Origin of the sequence: Bradyrhizobium sp. TM233 (assembly GCF_036247965.1) — a bacterium.
Lineage (GTDB): Bacteria > Pseudomonadota > Alphaproteobacteria > Rhizobiales > Xanthobacteraceae > Bradyrhizobium > Bradyrhizobium ottawaense.
This window is the reverse complement of record NZ_BTIG01000001.1, coordinates 1,085,837-1,105,390: the sequence shown is the minus strand read 5'-3', so window position 1 is coordinate 1,105,390 and position 19,554 is coordinate 1,085,837. Positions and strand designations below refer to the sequence as shown.

17 protein-coding genes are annotated in these 19,554 nt (G+C 65.3%); 4 read left to right on the top strand and 13 right to left on the bottom strand.

The features are described 5' to 3' along the window. Window positions 1-176 precede the first annotated feature (176 nt). The gene (locus AABA86_RS05255; RefSeq protein ID WP_338305992.1) at window positions 177-1,424 is read left to right on the top strand and encodes an MFS transporter; all 1,248 of its coding nucleotides are present in this window, start codon (window positions 177-179) and stop codon (window positions 1,422-1,424) included. A gap of 138 nt (window positions 1,425-1,562) precedes the next feature. After that, window positions 1,563-2,801, top strand: coding sequence for an MFS transporter (locus AABA86_RS05250; RefSeq protein ID WP_338305991.1), 1,239 nt, complete (start codon window positions 1,563-1,565; stop codon window positions 2,799-2,801). A gap of 43 nt (window positions 2,802-2,844) precedes the next feature. On the opposite strand, the gene AABA86_RS05245 is transcribed toward AABA86_RS05250, so the two are convergent. Further along, window positions 2,845-3,339 (bottom strand): VOC family protein, encoded by a 495-nt coding sequence (locus tag AABA86_RS05245; protein ID WP_212243884.1) that lies wholly within the window; start codon window positions 3,337-3,339, stop codon window positions 2,845-2,847. 109 nt (window positions 3,340-3,448) lie between these two features. Beyond that, on the bottom strand, window positions 3,449-3,994 hold the full coding sequence (locus AABA86_RS05240; protein WP_212243887.1) for a carboxymuconolactone decarboxylase family protein: 546 nt from the start codon (window positions 3,992-3,994) through the stop codon (window positions 3,449-3,451). 137 nt (window positions 3,995-4,131) lie between these two features. Between AABA86_RS05240 and AABA86_RS05235 the strand changes: the two genes are divergently transcribed. Together AABA86_RS05235 and AABA86_RS05230 are read left to right on the top strand one after the other, a co-directional pair. Beyond that, window positions 4,132-5,331, top strand: a complete 1,200-nt coding sequence (locus tag AABA86_RS05235) for an acyl-CoA dehydrogenase family protein (protein WP_338305990.1) — start codon at window positions 4,132-4,134, stop codon at window positions 5,329-5,331. 170 nt (window positions 5,332-5,501) lie between these two features. Beyond that, on the top strand, window positions 5,502-6,641 hold the full coding sequence (locus AABA86_RS05230) for an acyl-CoA dehydrogenase family protein (RefSeq protein WP_338305989.1): 1,140 nt from the start codon (window positions 5,502-5,504) through the stop codon (window positions 6,639-6,641). A 230-nt stretch (window positions 6,642-6,871) separates the two neighbouring features. Here the strand turns inward: AABA86_RS05230 and AABA86_RS05225 are convergent, their stop codons facing one another. The 11 genes from AABA86_RS05225 to AABA86_RS05175 form a co-directional block, all read right to left on the bottom strand. After that, entirely contained in the window at window positions 6,872-7,909 is a 1,038-nt protein-coding gene (locus tag AABA86_RS05225) for an amino acid ABC transporter substrate-binding protein (protein ID WP_212244129.1), read from the bottom strand. A gap of 87 nt (window positions 7,910-7,996) precedes the next feature. Further along, window positions 7,997-8,590 (bottom strand): L,D-transpeptidase, encoded by a 594-nt coding sequence (locus AABA86_RS05220; protein WP_212243891.1) that lies wholly within the window; start codon window positions 8,588-8,590, stop codon window positions 7,997-7,999. A 364-nt stretch (window positions 8,591-8,954) separates the two neighbouring features. Then, window positions 8,955-9,929 carry a hypothetical protein gene (locus tag AABA86_RS05215; protein ID WP_338305988.1) on the bottom strand — a complete coding sequence of 325 codons (975 nt, stop codon included), beginning with the start codon at window positions 9,927-9,929 and terminating at the stop codon, window positions 8,955-8,957. Between the two features lie 92 nt (window positions 9,930-10,021). Next, complete coding sequence (locus AABA86_RS05210; protein WP_338305987.1) at window positions 10,022-10,981, bottom strand: hypothetical protein; 960 nt, start codon at window positions 10,979-10,981, stop codon at window positions 10,022-10,024. A gap of 83 nt (window positions 10,982-11,064) precedes the next feature. Further along, window positions 11,065-11,628 (bottom strand): thioredoxin family protein, encoded by a 564-nt coding sequence (locus AABA86_RS05205; protein ID WP_338305986.1) that lies wholly within the window; start codon window positions 11,626-11,628, stop codon window positions 11,065-11,067. Between the two features lie 31 nt (window positions 11,629-11,659). Continuing rightward, complete coding sequence (locus AABA86_RS05200) at window positions 11,660-12,358, bottom strand: cytochrome c biogenesis CcdA family protein (RefSeq protein WP_212243899.1); 699 nt, start codon at window positions 12,356-12,358, stop codon at window positions 11,660-11,662. Between the two features lie 509 nt (window positions 12,359-12,867). Next, window positions 12,868-13,479, bottom strand: a complete 612-nt coding sequence (locus AABA86_RS05195) for a sigma-70 family RNA polymerase sigma factor (RefSeq protein ID WP_212243903.1) — start codon at window positions 13,477-13,479, stop codon at window positions 12,868-12,870. Between the two features lie 440 nt (window positions 13,480-13,919). Next, complete coding sequence (locus tag AABA86_RS05190; RefSeq protein WP_212243905.1) at window positions 13,920-14,657, bottom strand: response regulator; 738 nt, start codon at window positions 14,655-14,657, stop codon at window positions 13,920-13,922. A 10-nt stretch (window positions 14,658-14,667) separates the two neighbouring features. Beyond that, window positions 14,668-16,413, bottom strand: coding sequence for an ATP-binding response regulator (locus AABA86_RS05185; protein WP_338305985.1), 1,746 nt, complete (start codon window positions 16,411-16,413; stop codon window positions 14,668-14,670). Next, complete coding sequence (locus AABA86_RS05180) at window positions 16,383-18,461, bottom strand: sensor histidine kinase (protein WP_338305984.1); 2,079 nt, start codon at window positions 18,459-18,461, stop codon at window positions 16,383-16,385. The genes AABA86_RS05185 and AABA86_RS05180 overlap by 31 nt, the downstream gene beginning before the upstream one ends. Before the next feature lie 6 nt (window positions 18,462-18,467). Next, window positions 18,468-19,463 carry a TRAP transporter substrate-binding protein gene (locus AABA86_RS05175; RefSeq protein WP_338305983.1) on the bottom strand — a complete coding sequence of 332 codons (996 nt, stop codon included), beginning with the start codon at window positions 19,461-19,463 and terminating at the stop codon, window positions 18,468-18,470. Window positions 19,464-19,554: the final 91 nt, after the last annotated feature.

The following is a 19,554-nucleotide window of genomic DNA, read 5'->3' as shown; positions in this document are numbered from 1 at the left end:
TGCGGCGGATAGGATTTGATCGAGCGCAAGCCGTCAAGCGCGCGGCCCGCTATCATCGCAGCGATTGCGTCAGAGGCATGGCCTGCGCCCGTTTGCGCCGGTTGCCCGTCTCCCTGCGTCCCTCCATAGTGCCGGGAATCAACAACGCCCTTGAGCCCGTTGGGGCGGAAATGCCGATGCTTGACGTGACTTCTGCCCATCAGATCGCCGACGACGCCCGCGTGCGTGCCAATGTGGTGCGCCTGGCCGCAGCCCAGGCGCTGACCGGTGCCAACTCGGCCGTGATCTTCGCCACCGGCGCCATCGTCGGCGCCACGCTCGCGTCCGACATGTCGTTCGCGACCGTGCCGATCTCGATGTATGTGGTCGGACTTGCTGCCGGCACGCTGCCGACCGGCGCGATCTCGCGCCGTTTCGGCCGCCGCGTGGCCTTCGTCATCGGCACCGGCCTCGGCACGCTCACGGGCCTGCTCGGCTCGTTCGCGATCCTGCACGGCTCGTTCGCGCTGTTCTGCATCGCGACCTTCCTCGGCGGCCTCTACGGCTCCGTCGCGCAATCCTATCGCTTCGCCGCCGCCGACGGCGCCAGCGCGGCCTACCGGCCCAAGGCGGTGTCCTGGGTGATGGCGGGCGGCGTGTTCGCCGGCGTGCTCGGTCCGCAGCTCGTGCAATGGACCATGGACGTCTGGCAGCCCTATCTGTTCGCCTTCAGCTTCCTGGTCCAGGCCGCGGTGGCGCTGATCGCCATGGGCATCGTCGCCGGCGTCGACATGCCAAAGCCCGCACCGGCCGATCTGCATGGCGGCCGGCCGCTGCTCGCGATCGTGACGCAGCCGCGCTTCGTCGCGGCGGCGCTGTGCGGCATCATCTCCTATCCCATGATGAATCTGGTGATGACCTCGGCGCCGCTCGCCATGAAGATGTGCGGCCTGTCCGTGTCCGATTCCAATTTCGGCATTCAATGGCACATCGTCGCGATGTACGGGCCGAGCTTCTTCACGGGGGCGCTGATCGCTCGCTTTGGTGCGCCGAAGATCGTGGCCGCCGGCCTGCTGCTGGAGGCCGGCGCCGCCGGCATCGGTCTCTCCGGCCTCACCGCGATGCATTTCTGGGCCACGCTGATCGTGCTCGGCGTCGGCTGGAATTTCTCCTTCATCGGCGCCTCCGCGCTGGTGCTGGAGACGCACCGGCCGCAGGAGCGCAACAAGGTGCAGGCCTTCAACGATTTCCTGGTGTTCGGCATGATGGCGATCGGCTCGTTCTCCTCCGGGCAATTGCTCGCCAATTACGGCTGGTCGGCGGTGAACCTGGTGGTGTTCCCGCCGGTGGTTCTCGGTCTCGTCGTGCTCTCGCTGGTCTGCTGGGCCCGCCGCCGCAAGGCGCGGCTGGAAGCGGCGATGGGCGAGTTCCCGGACGCGATCTGACTGGCAAGAGATTGTCAGCAGCGTTGATACTTCGATCCAGGTCGAAGTGATTTCCGGGGCCGGCGTTGTTACATGATGCTCGTCATGAACAGACGAGCGTGAAGCAAGGCGCTCGCGGGGGATGCGAAGGAGAGGCGCGTGCTCGACAACCCCCATCAGATGTCTCCGATCGACGAATCCTCCCTGCGTTACGAAGGCTGGCGCATCGTGGCGGTCTGCTTCCTGCTCGCCACCTTCGGCTGGGGGCTCGGCTTCTACGGCCAGAGCGTCTATGTCGCCGAGCTGCAGCGCGCGCGGGGCTGGCCGGCCTCGCTGATCTCGTCCGGCACCACGTTCTTCTATCTGTTCGGCGCGTTGCTCGTCGTGTTCGTCGGCGAAGCCGTCAGGAGATACGGCGCGCGCCTCTGCCTGATCGCCGGCACGTTGGCGATGGCGGCAGCTAGCGTTGCGATCGGCGCGGTGCGCGAGCCCTGGCAGCTTTATCTCGCCAACGCCGTGCTCGCCTTTGGCTGGGCCGGCACCAGCCTCGCCATGATCACCAACACGATCAGCCTGTGGTTCGACCACAAGCGCGGCATGGCGATCAGTCTGGCGCTCAACGGCGCCAGCTTCGGCGGCATCGTCGGCGTACCGCTGCTGGTGACCCTGATCGGCCATGTCGGCTTCGCCGGCGCGATGTATGCCGCTGCCGGCGCCATGCTGGTGCTGCTGCTGCCGGTGATCCTTCTTGTCGTCGGCCGGCCGCCCGATCACCATGGCTGGCACGCGGCGGCGAAGGCGAAGCCGCAATCATCGACGCAAATTCGCGCCTGGGCGCTGCGCGACGTCGGCTTCCTCACGGTGACGATTGCGTTTGCGCTGGTGCTGTTCGCGCAGGTCGGCTTCATCGTGCACCTGATCTCGTTCCTCGATCCCGTGATCGGCCGCGAGCGTGCCGCGGTCGCCGTCGCGGTGCTGACCGCGATGGCGGTGGTCGGCCGCGTGCTGTTCTCGCTGGTGATCGACCGCCTCAACCAGCGGCTGGCTTCCGCGCTGTCGTTCCTCAGCCAGGCCGCGGCGCTTCTCGTCGTCATCAATTTGCACAATGATTACGTGCTGATCGCGGCCTGCGCATTGTTCGGCTTCTCCGTCGGCAACCTCATCACGCTGCCGTCGCTGATCGTGCAGCGGGAGTTCGATTCGGCGTCATTCGGCGTGCTGATCAGTCTCAACACCGCGATCAACCAGGTCACCTATGCGTTCGGGCCCGGTATCGTCGGCTTTCTGCGCGATTGGTCCGGCGGCTATGCGCTGCCGTTCTATCTCTGCATCGCGCTGGAGGTGGCGGCCGCAGCGCTGATCATGGTGCGGGGCAAGCCAAAAGCAAAGCTCTCGTAGGGTGGGCAAAGGCGCGACGCGCGACGAGCGGAGGGAGCGGAGTTCACCCCTCGCGATCCCTGAGCAGCGCCTCCAGATCCAGCCGCTTCGTCACCATCGCAAGCTTGCCATCCGGCCCGAACGGCCATTGCTCTTTCGGCCTGTCGCGATAGAGCTCGACGCCGTTCTGGTCGGGATCGCGCAAATACAGCGCCTCGCTGACGCCGTGATCGCTGGCGCCATCCAGCGCAATGCCGGCCGTGAGCACACGATGCAGCGCGTCGGCGAGCGCCGCGCGCGTCGGATAGAGGATCGCGGTGTGATAGAGCCCAGTGGTGCCCGGCGGCGGCGGCGAGCCGCCCTTGCTTTCCCAGGTGTTGAGCCCGATGTGATGATGATAGCCGCCAGCCGAGATGAAGGCCGCGCCCGAGCCCATCCGCTGCATCAGCTCGAAGCCGAGCACGCCGCAATAGAAGCCGAGCGCGCGATCGAGATCGGCGACCTTGAGATGGACGTGGCCGATCCTGGTTCCGGCATCGACGGCTGGGCTTTGCGACATGGGACTGCTCCGTTGAAAGCATGCACATAGGGCGGGCTGCGGGGCTGTGCTACGGCCGATCCCGAAACCCAGCGTTTCCTGATGGGCAATTGCGCATCAGGACCGGGAACTAAGCCAGTTCCGGCACCTCGCCCTCCGGCAGGCCGAACTCGAACGTGTTCAGCGTCATCGACACCATCGTGTAGTAACCGCACAGCCCGATCACCTCGACCACGCCGCGCGCGCCGAGCAGCTTCACGGCCTCGTCGTAGAGACCCTTCTCGACGCCGTGGCCCTCGTGCAGCGATTTCGCCACGTCGTAGATCATCCTGCCCTTGGGATCGTCGAACTCGGGCGTGCGGCGGTCGCGGATGGCGTCGATGATTTTGGGATCCATGCCCCCCGCCAGCGCCAGCCGCTTATGCGCGTACCATTCGTAATGCGCGGTCCAGTGTCGCGCCGTGACCAGGATCGCGATCTCCGAAAGCTTTGCGGGGAATATCGTGTCGAAGCGCAGCACCTCGCCGAGCCGCGTGGCGTGGCGCGCCATCTCCGGGCTGCTCAGCCAGGCCATCATCGGCGCCGGCGGCCTGCCGCGCTTGCCGGCGATCGACTCGTCATAGGTCTGCCGCTGGCTCTCGTTCATTTCGCCAGGCGAAAGAAGTTTCAGGCGCATCGTCGTTTCCTCTTTGTTTTCAAGCACCGTCTTGGTCGCGACTATAGCGGAATGCGGGTCGCGGAAGTGGTTGAATTCCGCGGGAGCTTGGCCCAGAGTCGTGCCCAACAAGTCGATTTTGATTGATGGAAACGACCATGAGCGATTCTGAGACCGCCGAACTCGAAACATTCCGCAGCGAGACGCGCGCCTGGCTGGAAGCCAATTGCCCGCCGGAGATGCGCAAGCCCGCGACGTCGGATGCCGACGTGTTCTGGGGCGGGCGCAACGCAAAATTCTCCTCCGAGCCGCAGCGCATCTGGTTCGAGCGCATGCGCGACAAGGGCTGGACCGTGCCTGACTGGCCGAAGGAATATGGCGGCGGCGGTCTCAGCGCGGCCGAGCACAAGGTGCTGCGCGCGGAGATGGGAAGAATCGGCGCGCGGCCGCCGCTGTCGAGCTTCGGCATCTGGATGCTCGGACCGGCGCTGCTGAAATACGGCAACGACGCGCAGAAGCAGGAGCACCTGCCGAAGATCGCCGCGGGCGAGATCCGCTGGTGCCAGGGCTATTCCGAGCCGAACGCCGGCTCCGATCTTGCTTCGTTGCAGACCCGCGCCGAAAGCGACGGCGACGATTTCGTCATCACGGGTTCGAAGATCTGGACCTCCTACGCCAATTACGCCGACTGGATCTTCTGCCTCGTCCGCACCGATCCTGCCGCGAAGAAGCATGACGGCATCAGCTTCATCCTGTTCGACATGACCTCGAAGGGCGTGACGACCAAGCCGATCCTCTTGATCTCCGGCTATTCGCCGTTCTGCGAGACCTTCTTCGACGGCGTCCGCGTGCCGAAATCGCATGTGGTCGGCACCGTCAACCGCGGCTGGGACGTCGCGAAATACCTGCTGCAGCATGAGCGCGCGATGATCTCGGGCATGGGCGAGCGCGGCGTCGGCCGTCCACTCGGCCAGATCGCGGCCGACTCCGTCGGCACCGATACGCAGGGGCGGCTCGACGATTCCATGCTGCGCGGCAAGATCGCCAGCTTCGACGTCGATGAAGCCGCGCTTGCGGCGTGCGCCGAGCGCGCCGTCGATCTCGCCAAGGCGGGACAGGCGCATCCGGCGTTCTCCTCGGCGATGAAATATTACGGCACCGAGCTCAACAAGCGCCGCTACGAGATCCTGATGTCGGCCGGCGGCGTCGATGCGCTGGAATGGGAGAGCGAGCGCTCCAAGCAGGGCGCCCGCCCGCGCGCCTGGCTGCGCACCAAGGCCAACTCGATCGAGGGCGGCACGAGCGAGGTGATGCTCGGCATCGTCGCCAAGCGCATCCTGGATTTGCCGGGGGCGTGAGGCGCACTCTCACCACCCGTCATTCCGGGGCGCGCATCGCGCGAGCTATGATGCGCAATTGCGCATCTGAGAATCCATACTCCCGATCGTGGTTATGGATTCCGGGCCTGGCCCTTCGGGCCATCCCGGAATGACGAACTAACAATAGATTTCGAATCGGAAACACGCACATGGCCCTCGTCCTCACCGAAGAACAATCGATGCTCCGCGATAGCGCACGCGGGCTGATCAGCGACAAGGCGCCGGTGTCGCACCTGCGGCATCTGCGCGACAGCAAAGACCCCACCGGCTTCTCCAAGGAATTTTGGCATTCCTTCGCCGAGATGGGCTTTGCCGGCCTCCTGGTGCCGGAGGAGTTCGGCGGCAGCGGGCTCGGCTATGTCGAGGCCGGCGTCGTGATGGAGGAGATCGGCCGCACCTTGATGCCGTCGCCGTTCCTTGCCACCAGCGTGATCGCGGCCTCGGCGCTGAACCGCGGCGGCAATGCCGCGCAGAAATCGGAGTATCTGCCGAAGATCGCGAGCGGCTCGCTGCTCGCGACGCTCGCGATCGACGAAGGCGCAAAGCATCGTCCGCTGCAGACCAACTTGCAGGCCGTGCGCGCCGGCAACGGGTTCAAGCTCTCCGGCGCCAAGGCGCTGGTCGTCGATGGCCACGTTGCCGATTTGCTCATCGTCGCCGCGCGCACGGCCGGCTCCGCCGGCGAGCGCGAAGGCTTGACGCTGTTCCTGGTGAACCCTGCGGCCAAGGGCGTTGCGATCGAGCGCACCATCATGGTCGATTCGCACAACGCGGCGCGGATCGAGCTTGCGAATGTCGAGGTCAATGCCGACAGCGTGCTCGGCGAGGTCGATCAGGGCTCTTCCCTGCTCGACGGCGTGCTCGACATCGGCCGTGGCGCGGTCGCTGCCGAAATGGTCGGCCTCAGCGAAGAGGTTTTCAACCGCACCGTCGAGTATCTCAAGAACCGAAAGCAGTTCGGCAAGCTGATTGGCGAATTCCAGGCGCTGCAGCATCGCGCCGCCGAGCTCTATGTCGACATCGAGATCACCCGCGCCGCCACCATGAAGGCGCTTCAGGCGCTGGACGGCGATGTTACGAAGGCGGCGTCAGCCGTCGCAGTCGCCAAGGCGCGCGCCGGCACCACCGCCACGCGCGCGGTCCAGGAAGGCGTGCAGATGCACGGCGGCATGGGCATGACCGACCAGTTCGACATCGGCTTCTTCATGAAGCGCGCGCGGGTGTGCGAGGAATTGTTCGGCGACGCCAACTACCACACCGAGCAGCTGGCGCGGGCGCGGGGGTATTGAGGCGCCACTCGTGCGACACGGCACCCTGCGCTCCCTCCCCCCTTGCGGGGGAGAGGGGTAGCCCAGGAAAAGGTATATCCGTTGCGAGAGGACAGCTCGCCTCACGTGGAGCGCGAACGATAGAGTGTGCCGTGTGGCACCCCTCTCCCTAGCCCTCCCCCGCAAGGGGGGAGGGAACGCAGCGTACGATTTGGCAACGCTGTCAGCGCAATTACGGCCGTAGACCGCCCTTACCGCATCGGCGGCGCGTACTGCACACCACCCGCGTTCCACAGCTGGTTCATGCCGCGCGGGATCTTCAGCTTCGACTTCTCGCCGATATTGCGCTCGTACATCTCGCCGTAATTGCCGACGTGGCGGATGATGCGGACGGCCCAGTCCTTGGTGAGGCCGAGCTGCTCGCCGTAATTGCCTTCGGTGCCGACGAGGCGCATCACTTCGGGCTTCTTGGACTTCAGGGCCTCGTCGATGTTCTCCGAGGTGACGCCGAGCTCCTCGGCGTTGATCATCGCGTAGAGCGTCCACTTCACGATCATCATCCAGTCGTCGTCGCGCTGGCGCACCACGGGGGCGAGCGGCTCCTTGGAGATCATGTCCGGCAGGATCATGTGATCGGCCGGCTTCGCCAGGTTCAGCCTGAGCGCGTAGAGCTGGGAGACGTCGGCGGAGAACGTGTCGCACTTGCCGGTGTCGTAGGCCTTCACGACGTCGTCGAGCTTGTCGAACTTCACCTCGTCATACTTCATGTTGTTGGCACGGAAGTAGTCGGCGACGTTGAGCGCCGTCGTGGTGCCGGCCTGGACGCAGACCTTGCTGCCGGTCAGGTCCAGCGAGGTCTCCTTGTTGCGCGAACGCGGCAGCATGAAGCCGGCGCCGTCGTAATAGGCGACCGCGGGGAAATAGAGGTCGTAGTCGAGCTCGCGCGCCATGCTCCAGGTCGAGTTGCGCGAGAGGATGTCCACCTTGCGGCTCTGCAATTCCTTGAAGCGCTCGCTGGCATCGAGCGGGATGAACTTCGCCTTGCCCGGGTCGTTGAAGATCGCCGCGGACACCGCGCGGCAGAAATCGACGTCGAAGCCGGCCCAGTTCTTGTTGTCTTCCGAGTACGAGAAGCCCGGCAGCCCCTTGTTGACGCCGCACAGCACCTCACCGCGGCGCACGGTGCGCTTCAGCGTGCGGGTGTCGTAGAATTCATAGATGATGGCCAGAACGGCGACCAGCACGGCGACCGCGAGCCCGATCAGCAGGCCGCCACGAAAAGTGCGCATCATGTTGCTCTCTCGAAAAATCGGGAAAAGGAATTGGGAGGAGGGCGCGGAGCATGATCCCTGGGGGATCATGCTCCGACGATAGCCTTACAGTTCGGGCTTCTGCCGGATCACGACCTTGGTGCCGACAGGAACGCGGTCGTAGAGATCGGCGACGTCGTTGTTGACGAGGCGGAAGCAGCCCGAGGACACCTTGGTGCCGATCGTGTCAGGACGGTTGGTGCCGTGGATGCGATAGACCGTGGTGCCGAGATACATGGCGCGGGCGCCGAGCGGATTGCCGGGGCCGCCGGCCATGAAGCGCGGCAGATAGGGCTGGCGCTGGATCATCTCCGGCGGCGGCGTCCAGTCCGGCCATTCCTTCTTGTTGGTGATGTTCACCAGCCCCTGCCACTGGAAACCGTCGCGACCGACGCCGATGCCGTAGCGGATCGCGCGCCCACCCGGCTGCACCAGGTAAAGGTGGCGCTCGGCGGTGGAGATGATGATGGTGCCCGGCGTCTCGGTGGTGCGGAAGTAGACCACCTGCTTCTGCCATTCCGGCTCGAGCTGGTAGCCGTCGTCGGCGACCAGACCCGGCTCGTCGCCGCGGTCGGGCTGCTGCGCGATGGCCTGTGGTGCGGACAGGATCAGGCCGATCGCGGCCACGAACATCCCGGTCAGGCGACGAAAATCCGTCATTTCAAGCTCTCCCCACTGCCACGGCGCAAATCATTTGGAACCATCAAACCTGAGGGGCATGTTCATGGCAAGTTGATGGCGCGCCGCCCTGATATGTCACGAGAATGCTTTGGTTTTTTGACGGGGCCGGAGCAATGCCACAAACAGGGGATGGCGCGAAAAGCTTAGTCTGTCACCGCTCGGGAGGTGAGCTCCCTCTCCCGCTTGCGGGAGAGGGCTGGGGAGAGGGTTTCGCCTCCAGGGAGACTCCCTCAGAGGAGAGAGCCCTCACCCGCGCCTTCGGCGCGACCTCTCCCGCAAGCGGGAGAGGCTCAGACCGAACTCGCGGAGAAATCGAACTGCGCCAATTGGCACTCGATGCCAGCTAGATCTTGTTGCTCTCCGCAGCGATCCCCAGCCGCCTCACAATCTCTGTCCCGACCGCCCGCGCCTCCAGCCTCGATCCGATCCGGGGGCTACGAAACCGTCGCCCCGAGCGCAGGCGGATCGTGACGATGCAGTGCTCGTCCTCGGACCGCCCGCGGCGGTCGACGGTGATCGTCTTCACCTCGTGCCCCTCGATATGGTCGGCCCGCGCCGTGCCGTCGCCCCACAGGCGTTCGATACGGATATCGCCCTCGCGGACGATCCAGAACGCGCCGGTCACGAGATTGGCATAGCGATGCACGGCAAACGCCGCGAGCACGCCGAGCGGCAGCAGCAGGATGTCGACATGGGTGGGCGGCCATCCGCGCCACAGCTTGTAGGCGTAGGGCACAGCGGACAACGCGACGGCGATCAACGCGACGATGCGGATGTCCCGTGCGGGAAACGCCTCGAGAGGCTCGCCAAGATGCATCTCGGGATTGCTGGCATCGAGCGGATTGACGGGTTCCTCGACATTGGGAACGTCGAATTGCGTGGCGATCCGGGCCACGGTGTCATGAACATGCGTGACGTCGGAGATCGGCGGCGACGTCAGCCGTTCCCCCGAGGTCAGCGTGAAAACGAGTTGAAAGCGGGCCTTCACCCGCTTGTTGCCGGGAACCTGCAACGCCGTGATGTCGTCCTTCGCGACGATGCGTGTGCGCAGCTTCCCAAAAGGGCTTTGCCGCCCGATCAGGATCTCGTTCGCCGTGATGATCCACACCACCGCCGGCGCCATCATGATGCCGACGACGAACCCGGCTCCCACCAGCAGCGCCACCACCGATATGACGATTTCCAGAGTGTCGTGCGTGAACAGGCCCGGCGTGAAGCACAGCGCGACGGCGGCCGCAAAAGCGGACATCACCAGCCGCTGTGCGATCGAGGCGCCTTCACGAAGGCGGATGTCGTTGTTGGGAGGCGTGTCGTCCATTGCGGGCGGCTGATTGCGTTGTCGCGAAACTCCACGGACGGGTCCGTGGAGTCAAGCAACAAGGGCGAGACCCTGATCGGGATGAAGGGAGTTCATTGGCGCACCTTCTCCGGGGCGATCGCCAGCCTTCGGCCGATTTCATCGCCGACAGCCCGTGCCTGCGCCTGCGTGCCTATCTCGGGGCTGTAGAGTTTCTTCCCGCCGTGAAGCTCGATCCTGACCAGATAGTTTCCTTCGGGAGGGCACTCGATCGCGATGGCTTCGACATCGGGACCCGAAATGGTGTCGGCAGTGGGTACGGAGCCTCGGGACATCCGTTCGATGCGAAGCTCGCCTTGACGGACGACCCACGAGGTCCCGGCAAAGACGTGCGCATATCGGAAAACCACGAAAGCGACGACAAGACCGACCGGCAGGAGGATCATTTCGCCAATGGAAGGAGGCAGGCCATTCCAGACTTTGGATGCGCAAGGGACGGCGCAAAGACCAGCGATGACCAGCGTGAGAATTCGCGCCCGGGCGCCGACGGCCTTTCGGACCGGTGCGCCGATCCGCATCTCCGCGTTCGTGGCGTCCAGGGGATTGGCTGGAGGATTGCCGCGGGGCTGCCTGAGCAGGTCGGCGATCAGATTGCTCGTCTCGCTGACGCGCGTGATCTCTGCAATCGGTGGCGACAGCAGGTAATCCCCGGACGTGAGCTTGAGCGAGATGCGGAAGTCCGTGGCGTCCGTCTTGTCGTTCTGAACCTCAATGGTTGCGATGTCGTCGCGCCTGATGACCTGCGTTTGAGGCCGGCTGAACGGGCGCATCCTCCCGATCACGATGCCATTGGCAGAGATGCTCCAGAGCAATTCGGTCGCGAGTGCCGCGTAGCCGAGGATCGTCGCGCCAATCGCCATCGACACGAATGCCGAGATGCCTGACTCCGCGACAGCGAAAAGCAGCGCCGCAATCCCGAAGCCCGCGCCGAGCAGGCGCTCCTGGAGCGAGGGGCCGCCGCGAAGATGAATCTTGTTCTCTCGTATTGCCTCGCCCATCGCCTGCACTTCCATTGGCGTGAAACTTCACGGAGCGCCGCGGGAAGTCAAGCGATCGTGGCAAAAAGGGCTTGCCGACAACTTAAGGTGAGGCGAGCCTAGCTGCTGGCGTTCAGCAGTCCGGCCACGGTGCGGTCGATCTCGTCGTAGCGGCCTTCGCCGGCGTGCTGGAACACGATCTTGCCGGTCTGGTCGATGATGTATTGCGCCGGCCAATACTGGTTGCGATAGGCGTTCCAGGTCTTGGACTCATTGTCCTGCGCGACCGGATAGGTGATGCCGTGGCGCTTCAGCGCCGCCTGGACGTTGGAGGCCGAGCGCTCGAACGGGAATTCCGGCGTGTGGACGCCGACCACGACGAGGCCCTTATCCCGGTATTTCGCATAGAGCTCGGTGACGTGCGGCAGCGTGTTGACGCAGTTGACGCAGCCATAGGTCCAGAAGTCGACCAGCACGACCTTGCCGCGAAGGTCGGCCATGTTCAGCGGTTTCGAGTTGAACCAGTTGGTGACGCCGGCGAAGTCCGGCGCGGTCTGCTGGCTTGCGGCGGCGGTGAGGACAGGCGCGGCGCGCGCGGCCTCCTCGCAGATGCCGGGAATGACGGCGCCGGTGACGGTGAAGCCGATCAGGGCGGCCGAGACGGCGAGCAGCTTGAAAGTCATGGAAGCGTCCTCCGGTGAAGATGAGGGATGATCACAGGCCGATCTGGCCGGTGGGATAGAAGCCGGTGAGCCACGCCACGATCAGCGTGTCGTATTGGAAATAGGCGGCGACCGCGAAGGCGATCACGACGATGCCAAAGCCCTGCTGCAGCCGCGGCGAGATCCGCGCGAGGCTGCGCACGCGCGTGGTCGCGGCCTGCCCGCCATAGGCGATCGCCAGCATCGGGATCGCAGCACCAATGGCATAGGCGATCAGCAGCGTGCCGGCCCAGCTGAGGTTCTTCGAGGTCGCAACCAGTGTCAGGATCGAGCCGAGCACGGGACCTGCGCAGGGCGTCCAGACCAGGCCCAGCGTGGTGCCGAGCACGAGCCCGCCGAGCGCACCCTCGCGCTGAGTGGCTCCGGCGTTGCCGAGATCGAGCCAGCCATTGAGCCGGCTCGACAGCCATTCGAACGGCGCCGGCCACAGCATCAAGAGGCCGAAGCCGAGCAGCAGGATCGCGGCGGCTTCGCGCAGCACGTTCGGATCGAAGTCGAACAGCCGCGTCAGCGCACCGAGCAGCAGCGCGACCGCGGAGAAGGAGACGACAAAGCCGAGCGCGATCATCGCCGGGCGCAGATGTCCCGCGCGCCCGATCGAGGCGCCGAGCAGGATCGGCAGCATCGGCAGCGTGCAGGGCGCGGCGATGGTGAGGATGCCGGCAAGGACGGCGAAGGTGAGTTCGAGCATGGGGCACTCGTGGTGGAGGTCACGAGGGCAGTTCGGGGTGGATGTGCCGGACGTTACGTGGCGTCACGCGGTCGTGACGATGCGACCCTGCGAGCAACACGGGAAGCGCGCTCCCTCCCCCCTTGCGGGGGAGGGCGGGGGAGAGGGGTACCCAGCAAATGGTCTATCCACGTTGTGCGGCGGGCACGATATCGAGAGAGTCCCCGTGCGGACCCCTCTCCCTGCCCCTCCCCCGCAAGGGGGGAGGGAATGAGAGAGCGGTGCCCGCCTCAGTCAGCGTGCGGCCAAAGCTCGGGGCACCCCCAAACACAAAACGACCCGGAGGGGGGGCATCCCGTCCGGGTCGTGGAAGTCCTTGGGAGGTTTAACGAAACCGTATGAGAGCTTTATAGGGGGGAAGTTTTTCCGCCTGATGTTGTGCTTTGTTTCAATTGTTTCGTCGGCGGTAACACTTCCGTGTCCCGGGAGAGGGCCAGATCGGCGGCCCTATCCCTTTGAATTGATTGAGCTTAGGCAGCGAAGCGCTCGACGCCGCAGCCCTTAAGCAGTTCGGCAAGCTGCTTGCGGGCGTAGAACATCCGCGTCTTCACCGTGCTCTGGGGGATGCCGATGATCTGCCCGACCTCCTCCACCGACTTCTCGTGGTAGTAGACGAGGGTGATGATCTCGCGATGCGCGGGCGACAGCTTCTGCACGCAGGCGCGCAGGATGGCGCTGGTGTCGCTGCGGTCGAGCGAGGTCTCCGGCGTATCGGAATCGTCGGGAATCTGGCGCACGTCTTCCTGGTCGATGTCCTCGAAGCGGCGTTGGCGCATCGCGGTCAGTGCCTTGAAGCGGGCGATCGACAGCAGCCAGGTCGAAACCTGGGAGCGGCCCTGGAATTGGCCGGCGGTCCGCCACACGTCCAGGAACACCTGGCTGACGAGGTCTTCCGCCGCGGTTGCGTCACGCACGATGCGCAGGATGAAGCGGTACACCCGCACATTGTGGCGGCAATAAAGGATATGCATCGACGTCCGGTTGCCGTCGGCAATGCTCTCGAGAAGCATGTCGTCCGAAGTCGCCTGAGCGGCGATGATGCTCTGGCTGGCCTGGGCGTTGATGGCGATGACGTTCCGCATTGACTTGGCTCCCCGTAGCGCCGCAACCGAGCGGCGTTTCCTTGGACCAAAGTGTTAATGAGCCAACGTTTCGGGACGTCTGCACGAAAAGCGGAAAATGGTTTCGTGCGCCGCCAAATTGTTTCGTCGGAGGGGGGACGACGAAACATTCGGGGCAAAAAAGCGTGGAATTTCAATGTACGGAAAATACGGGGGAGGGGGTGTTGAGGCGGACGGCGGCGCCACGGAACGAATCTCGGTGACTTGCGTTCGGTCGCGCCAGACCCCACCGCTGTCGTCCCGGGGCGCGAAGCCAACCCGGGACCCATACCTACAGGGAGGAGTGGTTCCGGGGACTCGGAGTGGGCGCTTTCACGCCAAACCACGGCCTGGGGTTATGGGTCCCGGATCTGCGCGCGCCTGAGGGCGCGCTTGTCCGGGACGGCGGCGGAGTGTGAGGCTTACGCCTTCTCGCCCGCCGGCGAGAACAGATAGCCGCCGCCGCGGATGGTGCGGATCACGGCGGGCTTGGCCGGATCGGGCTCGATCTTGCGGCGGATGCGCATGATGCGGAGATCAACCGCGCGGTCGAAGGCTTCGGCGTCGCGCGCATTGGCGAGCTCGAGCAGGCGCTCGCGCGACAGCACGCGCTTCGGATTGGCCGCGAACACCTTCAGCAATCCGAACTCGGATGCGGTCAGCGGATGCTCGTTGCCCTCGTCGTCGCGCAAGGCCTGGGCTTCGAGATCGAGCCACTTTGTCCCGAACCGTACCAATTGCTCCTTGTCCGATTTCGCCGCTGCGGCTTCGGGCGCGGCCGCCTTGGCCGGCATGCTCCGCCGCAGCACCGAGCGGATGCGCGCCATCAGCTCGCGCAGCTCGCAGGGCTTTGCGACGTAATCGTCGGCGCCGAGCTCGAGCCCGACGACGCGATCGATCGGGCTCGCGGTCGCCGTCAGCATGATGACCGGCACGTTGATGCGGCTCTTGAGGTCGCGGATGATCGAGAGGCCGTCTTCCTCGGGCATGTTGAGATCGAGCACGACGAGATCGGGCATGCCGCCCTGGATCGCGGCCCGCAACGACTTGCCGCCGTCGCACAGCGTCACGGTGAAGCCGTGCATCTTGAGATAATCGCCGACCATCTCCCGGGCCGGGGCTTCATCGTCGACGATCATGATGTGCTGGCTTTGGGTCATGGTCTCTACGTCACGGCATTTCGGTCGCGGGAAGGGTGATGGTGAAGGTCGAGCCCTTGCCGGGCCCTTCGCTGTCGGCGGTCACCTCGCCGCCGTGCATGTCGACGATACGCTTGACGATGGAGAGCCCAAGCCCCGTCGAGCTCTCGCCCGCGGTCGGCTTTGCCGACAGCCGCTGGAACCGGCCGAACAGGCGAGCGAGATCTTCCGGGGACAGGCCGGCGCCCTCGTCGCTGACGCGGACGATGGTGTCGCTGCCCTCGTGGCTGACGATCACGCCGATCCTGCCGCCGATCGGCGAGTATTTGATGGCGTTGCTGATGAGATTGTCGATCGCTTCGCGGATGCGGTCGGTGTCGCACATGGTGACGATGTTGGTCGGCGCGGCGACGCTGATGGCCTGCTGCTTGTTGACGGCGAGCGGCTGGTTGGCCTCGGCGACCTCCTTGACCAGGGCGGCGACGTCGACCGGCTCGCGGCGGATGGTGATGTCGAAGGCATCGGCCATCGCATCCGAGATCAGATGGTCGACCATCGTGGTCAGGCGCTTGGTGGCGTCGCGGATGTGGTCGACCTGGGCGACCACGCCGCTTTCCGAGGCGCCCGTCGAGATCAGCTCCTTCAGCATCTCGGTGCGGCCGAGGATGACGCCGAGCGGATTCTTCAGATCGTGCGCGACCGTGCCCAAAATCTCGTTCTTGAAGCCGTTGGCGCGCTGCAGCCGCAGCCATTGCGCCGAGAGGCGGCGGTTGGCCTGCATCAGCGCGCGGGTGCGCTGGGCGACGCGATCCTCCAGCTGGGTGTTGGCGGCCTGAAGCTGCTGATAGAGGATGACGTTGTCGAAGGCGATCGAGAGCCGGCTCGAGAAGATCTCGACCAGCGAGCGGTCGGTCTCGGACAATTCGCGTTCGGCCTGCAGCAGCACCACGACCTCGCGGCCGGATCCGGTGCGCAAATAGATCACGCTGCGGTGGTCGGCGAATTCGTTCTTGCGGCGCTGGAACGCGGCTTCCACCATCTCGCGCAGTTCGGGGTCGAGCGCCTTCGACGTCGTGGTGCCGATGAAGCGGCTGTAGCAGCCGCTGCCGGCGAGCACCGAGAGTTCGGGGTCGATGCCGCCATTGTCGCGCAAGACCAGTATACCGGCGCAATCGACGTTGAGCAGCGAGGCGAGCTGGGTCAGCACGCCCTCGGCGAGCCGCTGCATCGACTTGAAGTCGTACAGCGTCGAGGCGGCGTCGATGATGATCTCGAGCCCGCGCCGTGTCTGCACCATGCGCTCGAGCTGCTGATAGGAGCGCAGCGCCGCGGTCAGCGAGGTGAACAGCTTGTCGGCGGTGAGCTCGGTCTTGGCCTTGTAGTCGTTGATGTCGTACTGCACGATCACGCGGCGCTCGGGCGCCTGGCCGGGCTGTCCCGTGCGCAGGATGATGCGCACCGTCTCGTTCCGGATCTCGTTGCGGATGAACTCGACCAGCTCGAGGCCGGCGACGTCGGTCTCCATGATGACGTCGAGCAGCACGGCGGCGATGTCGCTGTGCGCGGCCATCAGCTTGCGGCCTTCGGCGGCGGAATAGGCCGACAGGATCTCCAGGCCCTGGCCGTTCAGGCTGTAATCCGAGAGAGCAAAACGGGTGCCGTCATGCACGGCCGGATCGTCGTCGATGACGGCGATCTTCCATTTCCGGGCGTTGGCATCCTCCGACGCGGTACCGGTATCGTCGATCAGGTGGAGGACATCGTCCTGTTCGGCCATTGAGAAGTCCCGTCACTTTCTGTGCTTTGCGCGCCGCCCTTGGCGACCCGGGGCATGATAATGCGAAAAGTGGTGCCTTGTCCCAGCTTGGATTCCAGCATCATGCGCCCGCCGAGCTGCTGGGTGACGAGGTTATAGACGATATGAAGCCCAAGTCCCGTGCCGCCTTCATTGCGCCGGGTGGTAAAGAAAGGGTCAAAGGCCTGGCGCTGCACGTCGGAGGTCATGCCGGCCCCGTCGTCGGTGAAGATGAGCTCGACGTCGTCGGCCCCGCGCGGCCGCGCCGAGATGATGATCGTGCCGGCGCGCCCGTCGGCGAAGGCGTGGTTGGCGGCGTTGAGGAAGAGGTTGGTTAGGATCTGGCCATAGGAGCCCGGATAGCCGTCGAGCAGCAGCCCCTCGGGCACGTCGACCTGGAGCGTGATCGGCGAGCGCTTCAGCACCGGCCGCAGGCTGGCGATGATCTGGTCGGTGGCCTCGCTGAGCGAGAATTGCCGCCGCTCGGCATGGGAGCGGTCGACCGCGACCTGCTTGAACGACTGGATCAGCTCGCCGGCGCGCTGCAGATTGGCGACCAGCTGCTGCGAGGCGTCGCGCGAGGACTGCACGAACTCCTCCAGCTGCGAGCGGCGCAGTCCGCCGTCGCCCTTGAGCTGGGCCTCGAAGATCTCGCTGCGACGGGCAAAGCTTGAAGCCACCGTCAGGCTGATGCCGATCGGATTGTTGACCTCATGCGCGACGCCGGCAACCAGGCCGCCGAGCGCCGCCAGCCTCTCGGCATCGATCAAATTCTGCTGTGCGGTATTGAGCTCAAGCAGCGCGCTCTCGGCCTTCTCCTTCGACGCGCGCAGCTCGTCCTCGGTCTGCCGCTTCGCGATCGCGTTCTCGCGGAATACCTCCACCGCGCGCGCCATGGCGCCGACCTCGTCGCGGGCCTTGGTGCCCTGCACCTCGCGGTCGAGATCGCCGAGCGTGATGGCGCGCATCGCCGCCATGATCTGCTGCAGCGGCAGGCGGATCGACAGCGCGATCATCACGCCGGCGGTGAGGATGATGCCGAGGAAGATCACCGCGATCGAAAGGACACGGCGAGAAATATCCGCCAGCGTGCGGTCAAATGTCTCCTGCGCCTTCTGCTCGCGCTGGCGCATCTTGGTCGAGAGGTCGTCGATGGCGCCGATCGCCTCGGCCTGGCTGGCGTCGATGGTGTTGCGGAGCAGCTCGGTGCGGCTTGCAAGCTGCTCGGAGAGCTTTGCAAAGCCCTCGCGCAGCGCGGCGGTGCGGGCCCCGAGCCTTCGCAAGGCCATCTTCTGCAGGTCGTTGTCGGCGAGATCGATCATCACGGGGATGGTCTTCTCGATCGTCTCGGTGTTGCGGCGCGCGTCGTCGGCCGCGCCCGATGACAGCGACAGATAATAGGAATTGGCCGCGACCAGCATCGCGGTGAAGGCCTCGCGGGATTTGCCGAGCGATGGCCAGATCAGCGCGTCGCGATGGCCGGTGGCGCCTTCGATGATGGAATAGAGGCCCGCCATGTCCCTGGCCGGGCCCTGCACCTGGTCCTCATAGGTCTTGGCGATGGTGGCCTGCACGCTGCGCAGCTCGCCGAAGCCGTTGAGGAAGCGGTCGGTGGTGCGCTCCAGCTCCTCGACCGAGCCCGACAGCATCGGGTCCTTGGCGGCGCGGTTGGTCAGCGTGCCCAGCACCGCCTCGCGCAGCAGCAGGATCTCGGCGAACAGGTCCGGGCTCGGCTGGTTGATGTAGCGGTGGATCAGATTGTGCAGGCGCCCGGTCTCGCTTTCGAGCAGCGCCAGGATGCGGTCGGATTCGCGCACTTGGCGCACGTCGTCCCAGGCCGAGCCCAGCACCTGCGCGCCATTCCAGATCATGGCGACCAGCACCACCACGACGGCGGAGTTCAGCGCGGCGATCGACAGGATGCGCCAGCGGATCGGCACCGCGCGCAGCACGCCGACCAGCCGTGCGCGCAGCCGCCCGATCGGGCCGGACGGCCTGTCTGCGTGCTCGGTATGTCCAAGTGCAGCCAACGCGGCTCACTCCACCTTGCGAATGCGTTCGATCAGTGCTGCCGCGACGGGTTCGCGCCCGGCCTTGGCGTAGATCGGGGCCATCGCGTCCTCGAACGGCTTGCGGTCGATATCCCTGATGATGGTGACGCCGGCTTCCAGCGCCTTGCGCTGCGACTGCTCTTCGAGGTCGCGCCATTTCTCGCGCATGAACCGGCTGGAGCGCTGCGCGGCCTCCCGGAATATCTTCTGGTCGTCCGGCGACAGGCTCTGCCAGGCCTTGAGCGAGATCACCAGCACTTCGGGGCTCATCGTATGCTCGGTGAGCGTATAATGGCCGGCGTGCCTGTAATGGTCCGTCGTCACGAAAGATGGCCAGTTGTTCTCGGCGCCGTCGATCAGATGGTTGGCGAGCCCGGTGAGCACCTGCCCGTAGGGCATCTCGACCGGCTCGGCGCCGAGCGAGCGGATCATCTGGCTCATCAACTCCGACTGCTGCACCCGGATCCGCAATTCCTTGAGATCCGCGATGGTCTTCACCGGCCGGACGCCGTTGTAGATCGACCGCGCCCCGGAATCGTAGAAGGCGAGCCCGACGAAGCCATAGGGCTCGAAGCTATCGAGGATCTCGCTGCCGATCGGTCCGTCCAGCACCTTCTGCATGTGCTCGATGGACCGGAACAGGAACGGCATGGCGAGCACGTTCATCGCCGGAACGAAGTTGCCGATCAGCGCCACGTTGGTCCGGTTGAGGTCGATCGCACCGGCCCGGGTCTGCTCGATGGTCTCCTTTTCCTCGCCGAGCTGGCGGGAGTGGAACACCTTGATCTCGTGGCGGCCGCCGCTGCGCTCGGCGATCAGCGCGCCCATGTAGCGCAGCGCCTGGACGGTCGGGTAATCCTCGGTCTGGGTATCGGCGGCGCGAAATTCGCGTGCAACGGCGCCCGTCGAACAGACGGCAAGCAGAAGCGCGACGACGATCACTCCGGTCCGCGAGAGTTCGGCACGGCTCAACACTGGCACACTCAACCCCTCAGTGGTGGAGTCTATGGCGGGAGCAAAAGGTTCAATGCAATCTAGCAGATGGTCGGGGGAAGGCCATCCCGCCGCGGGG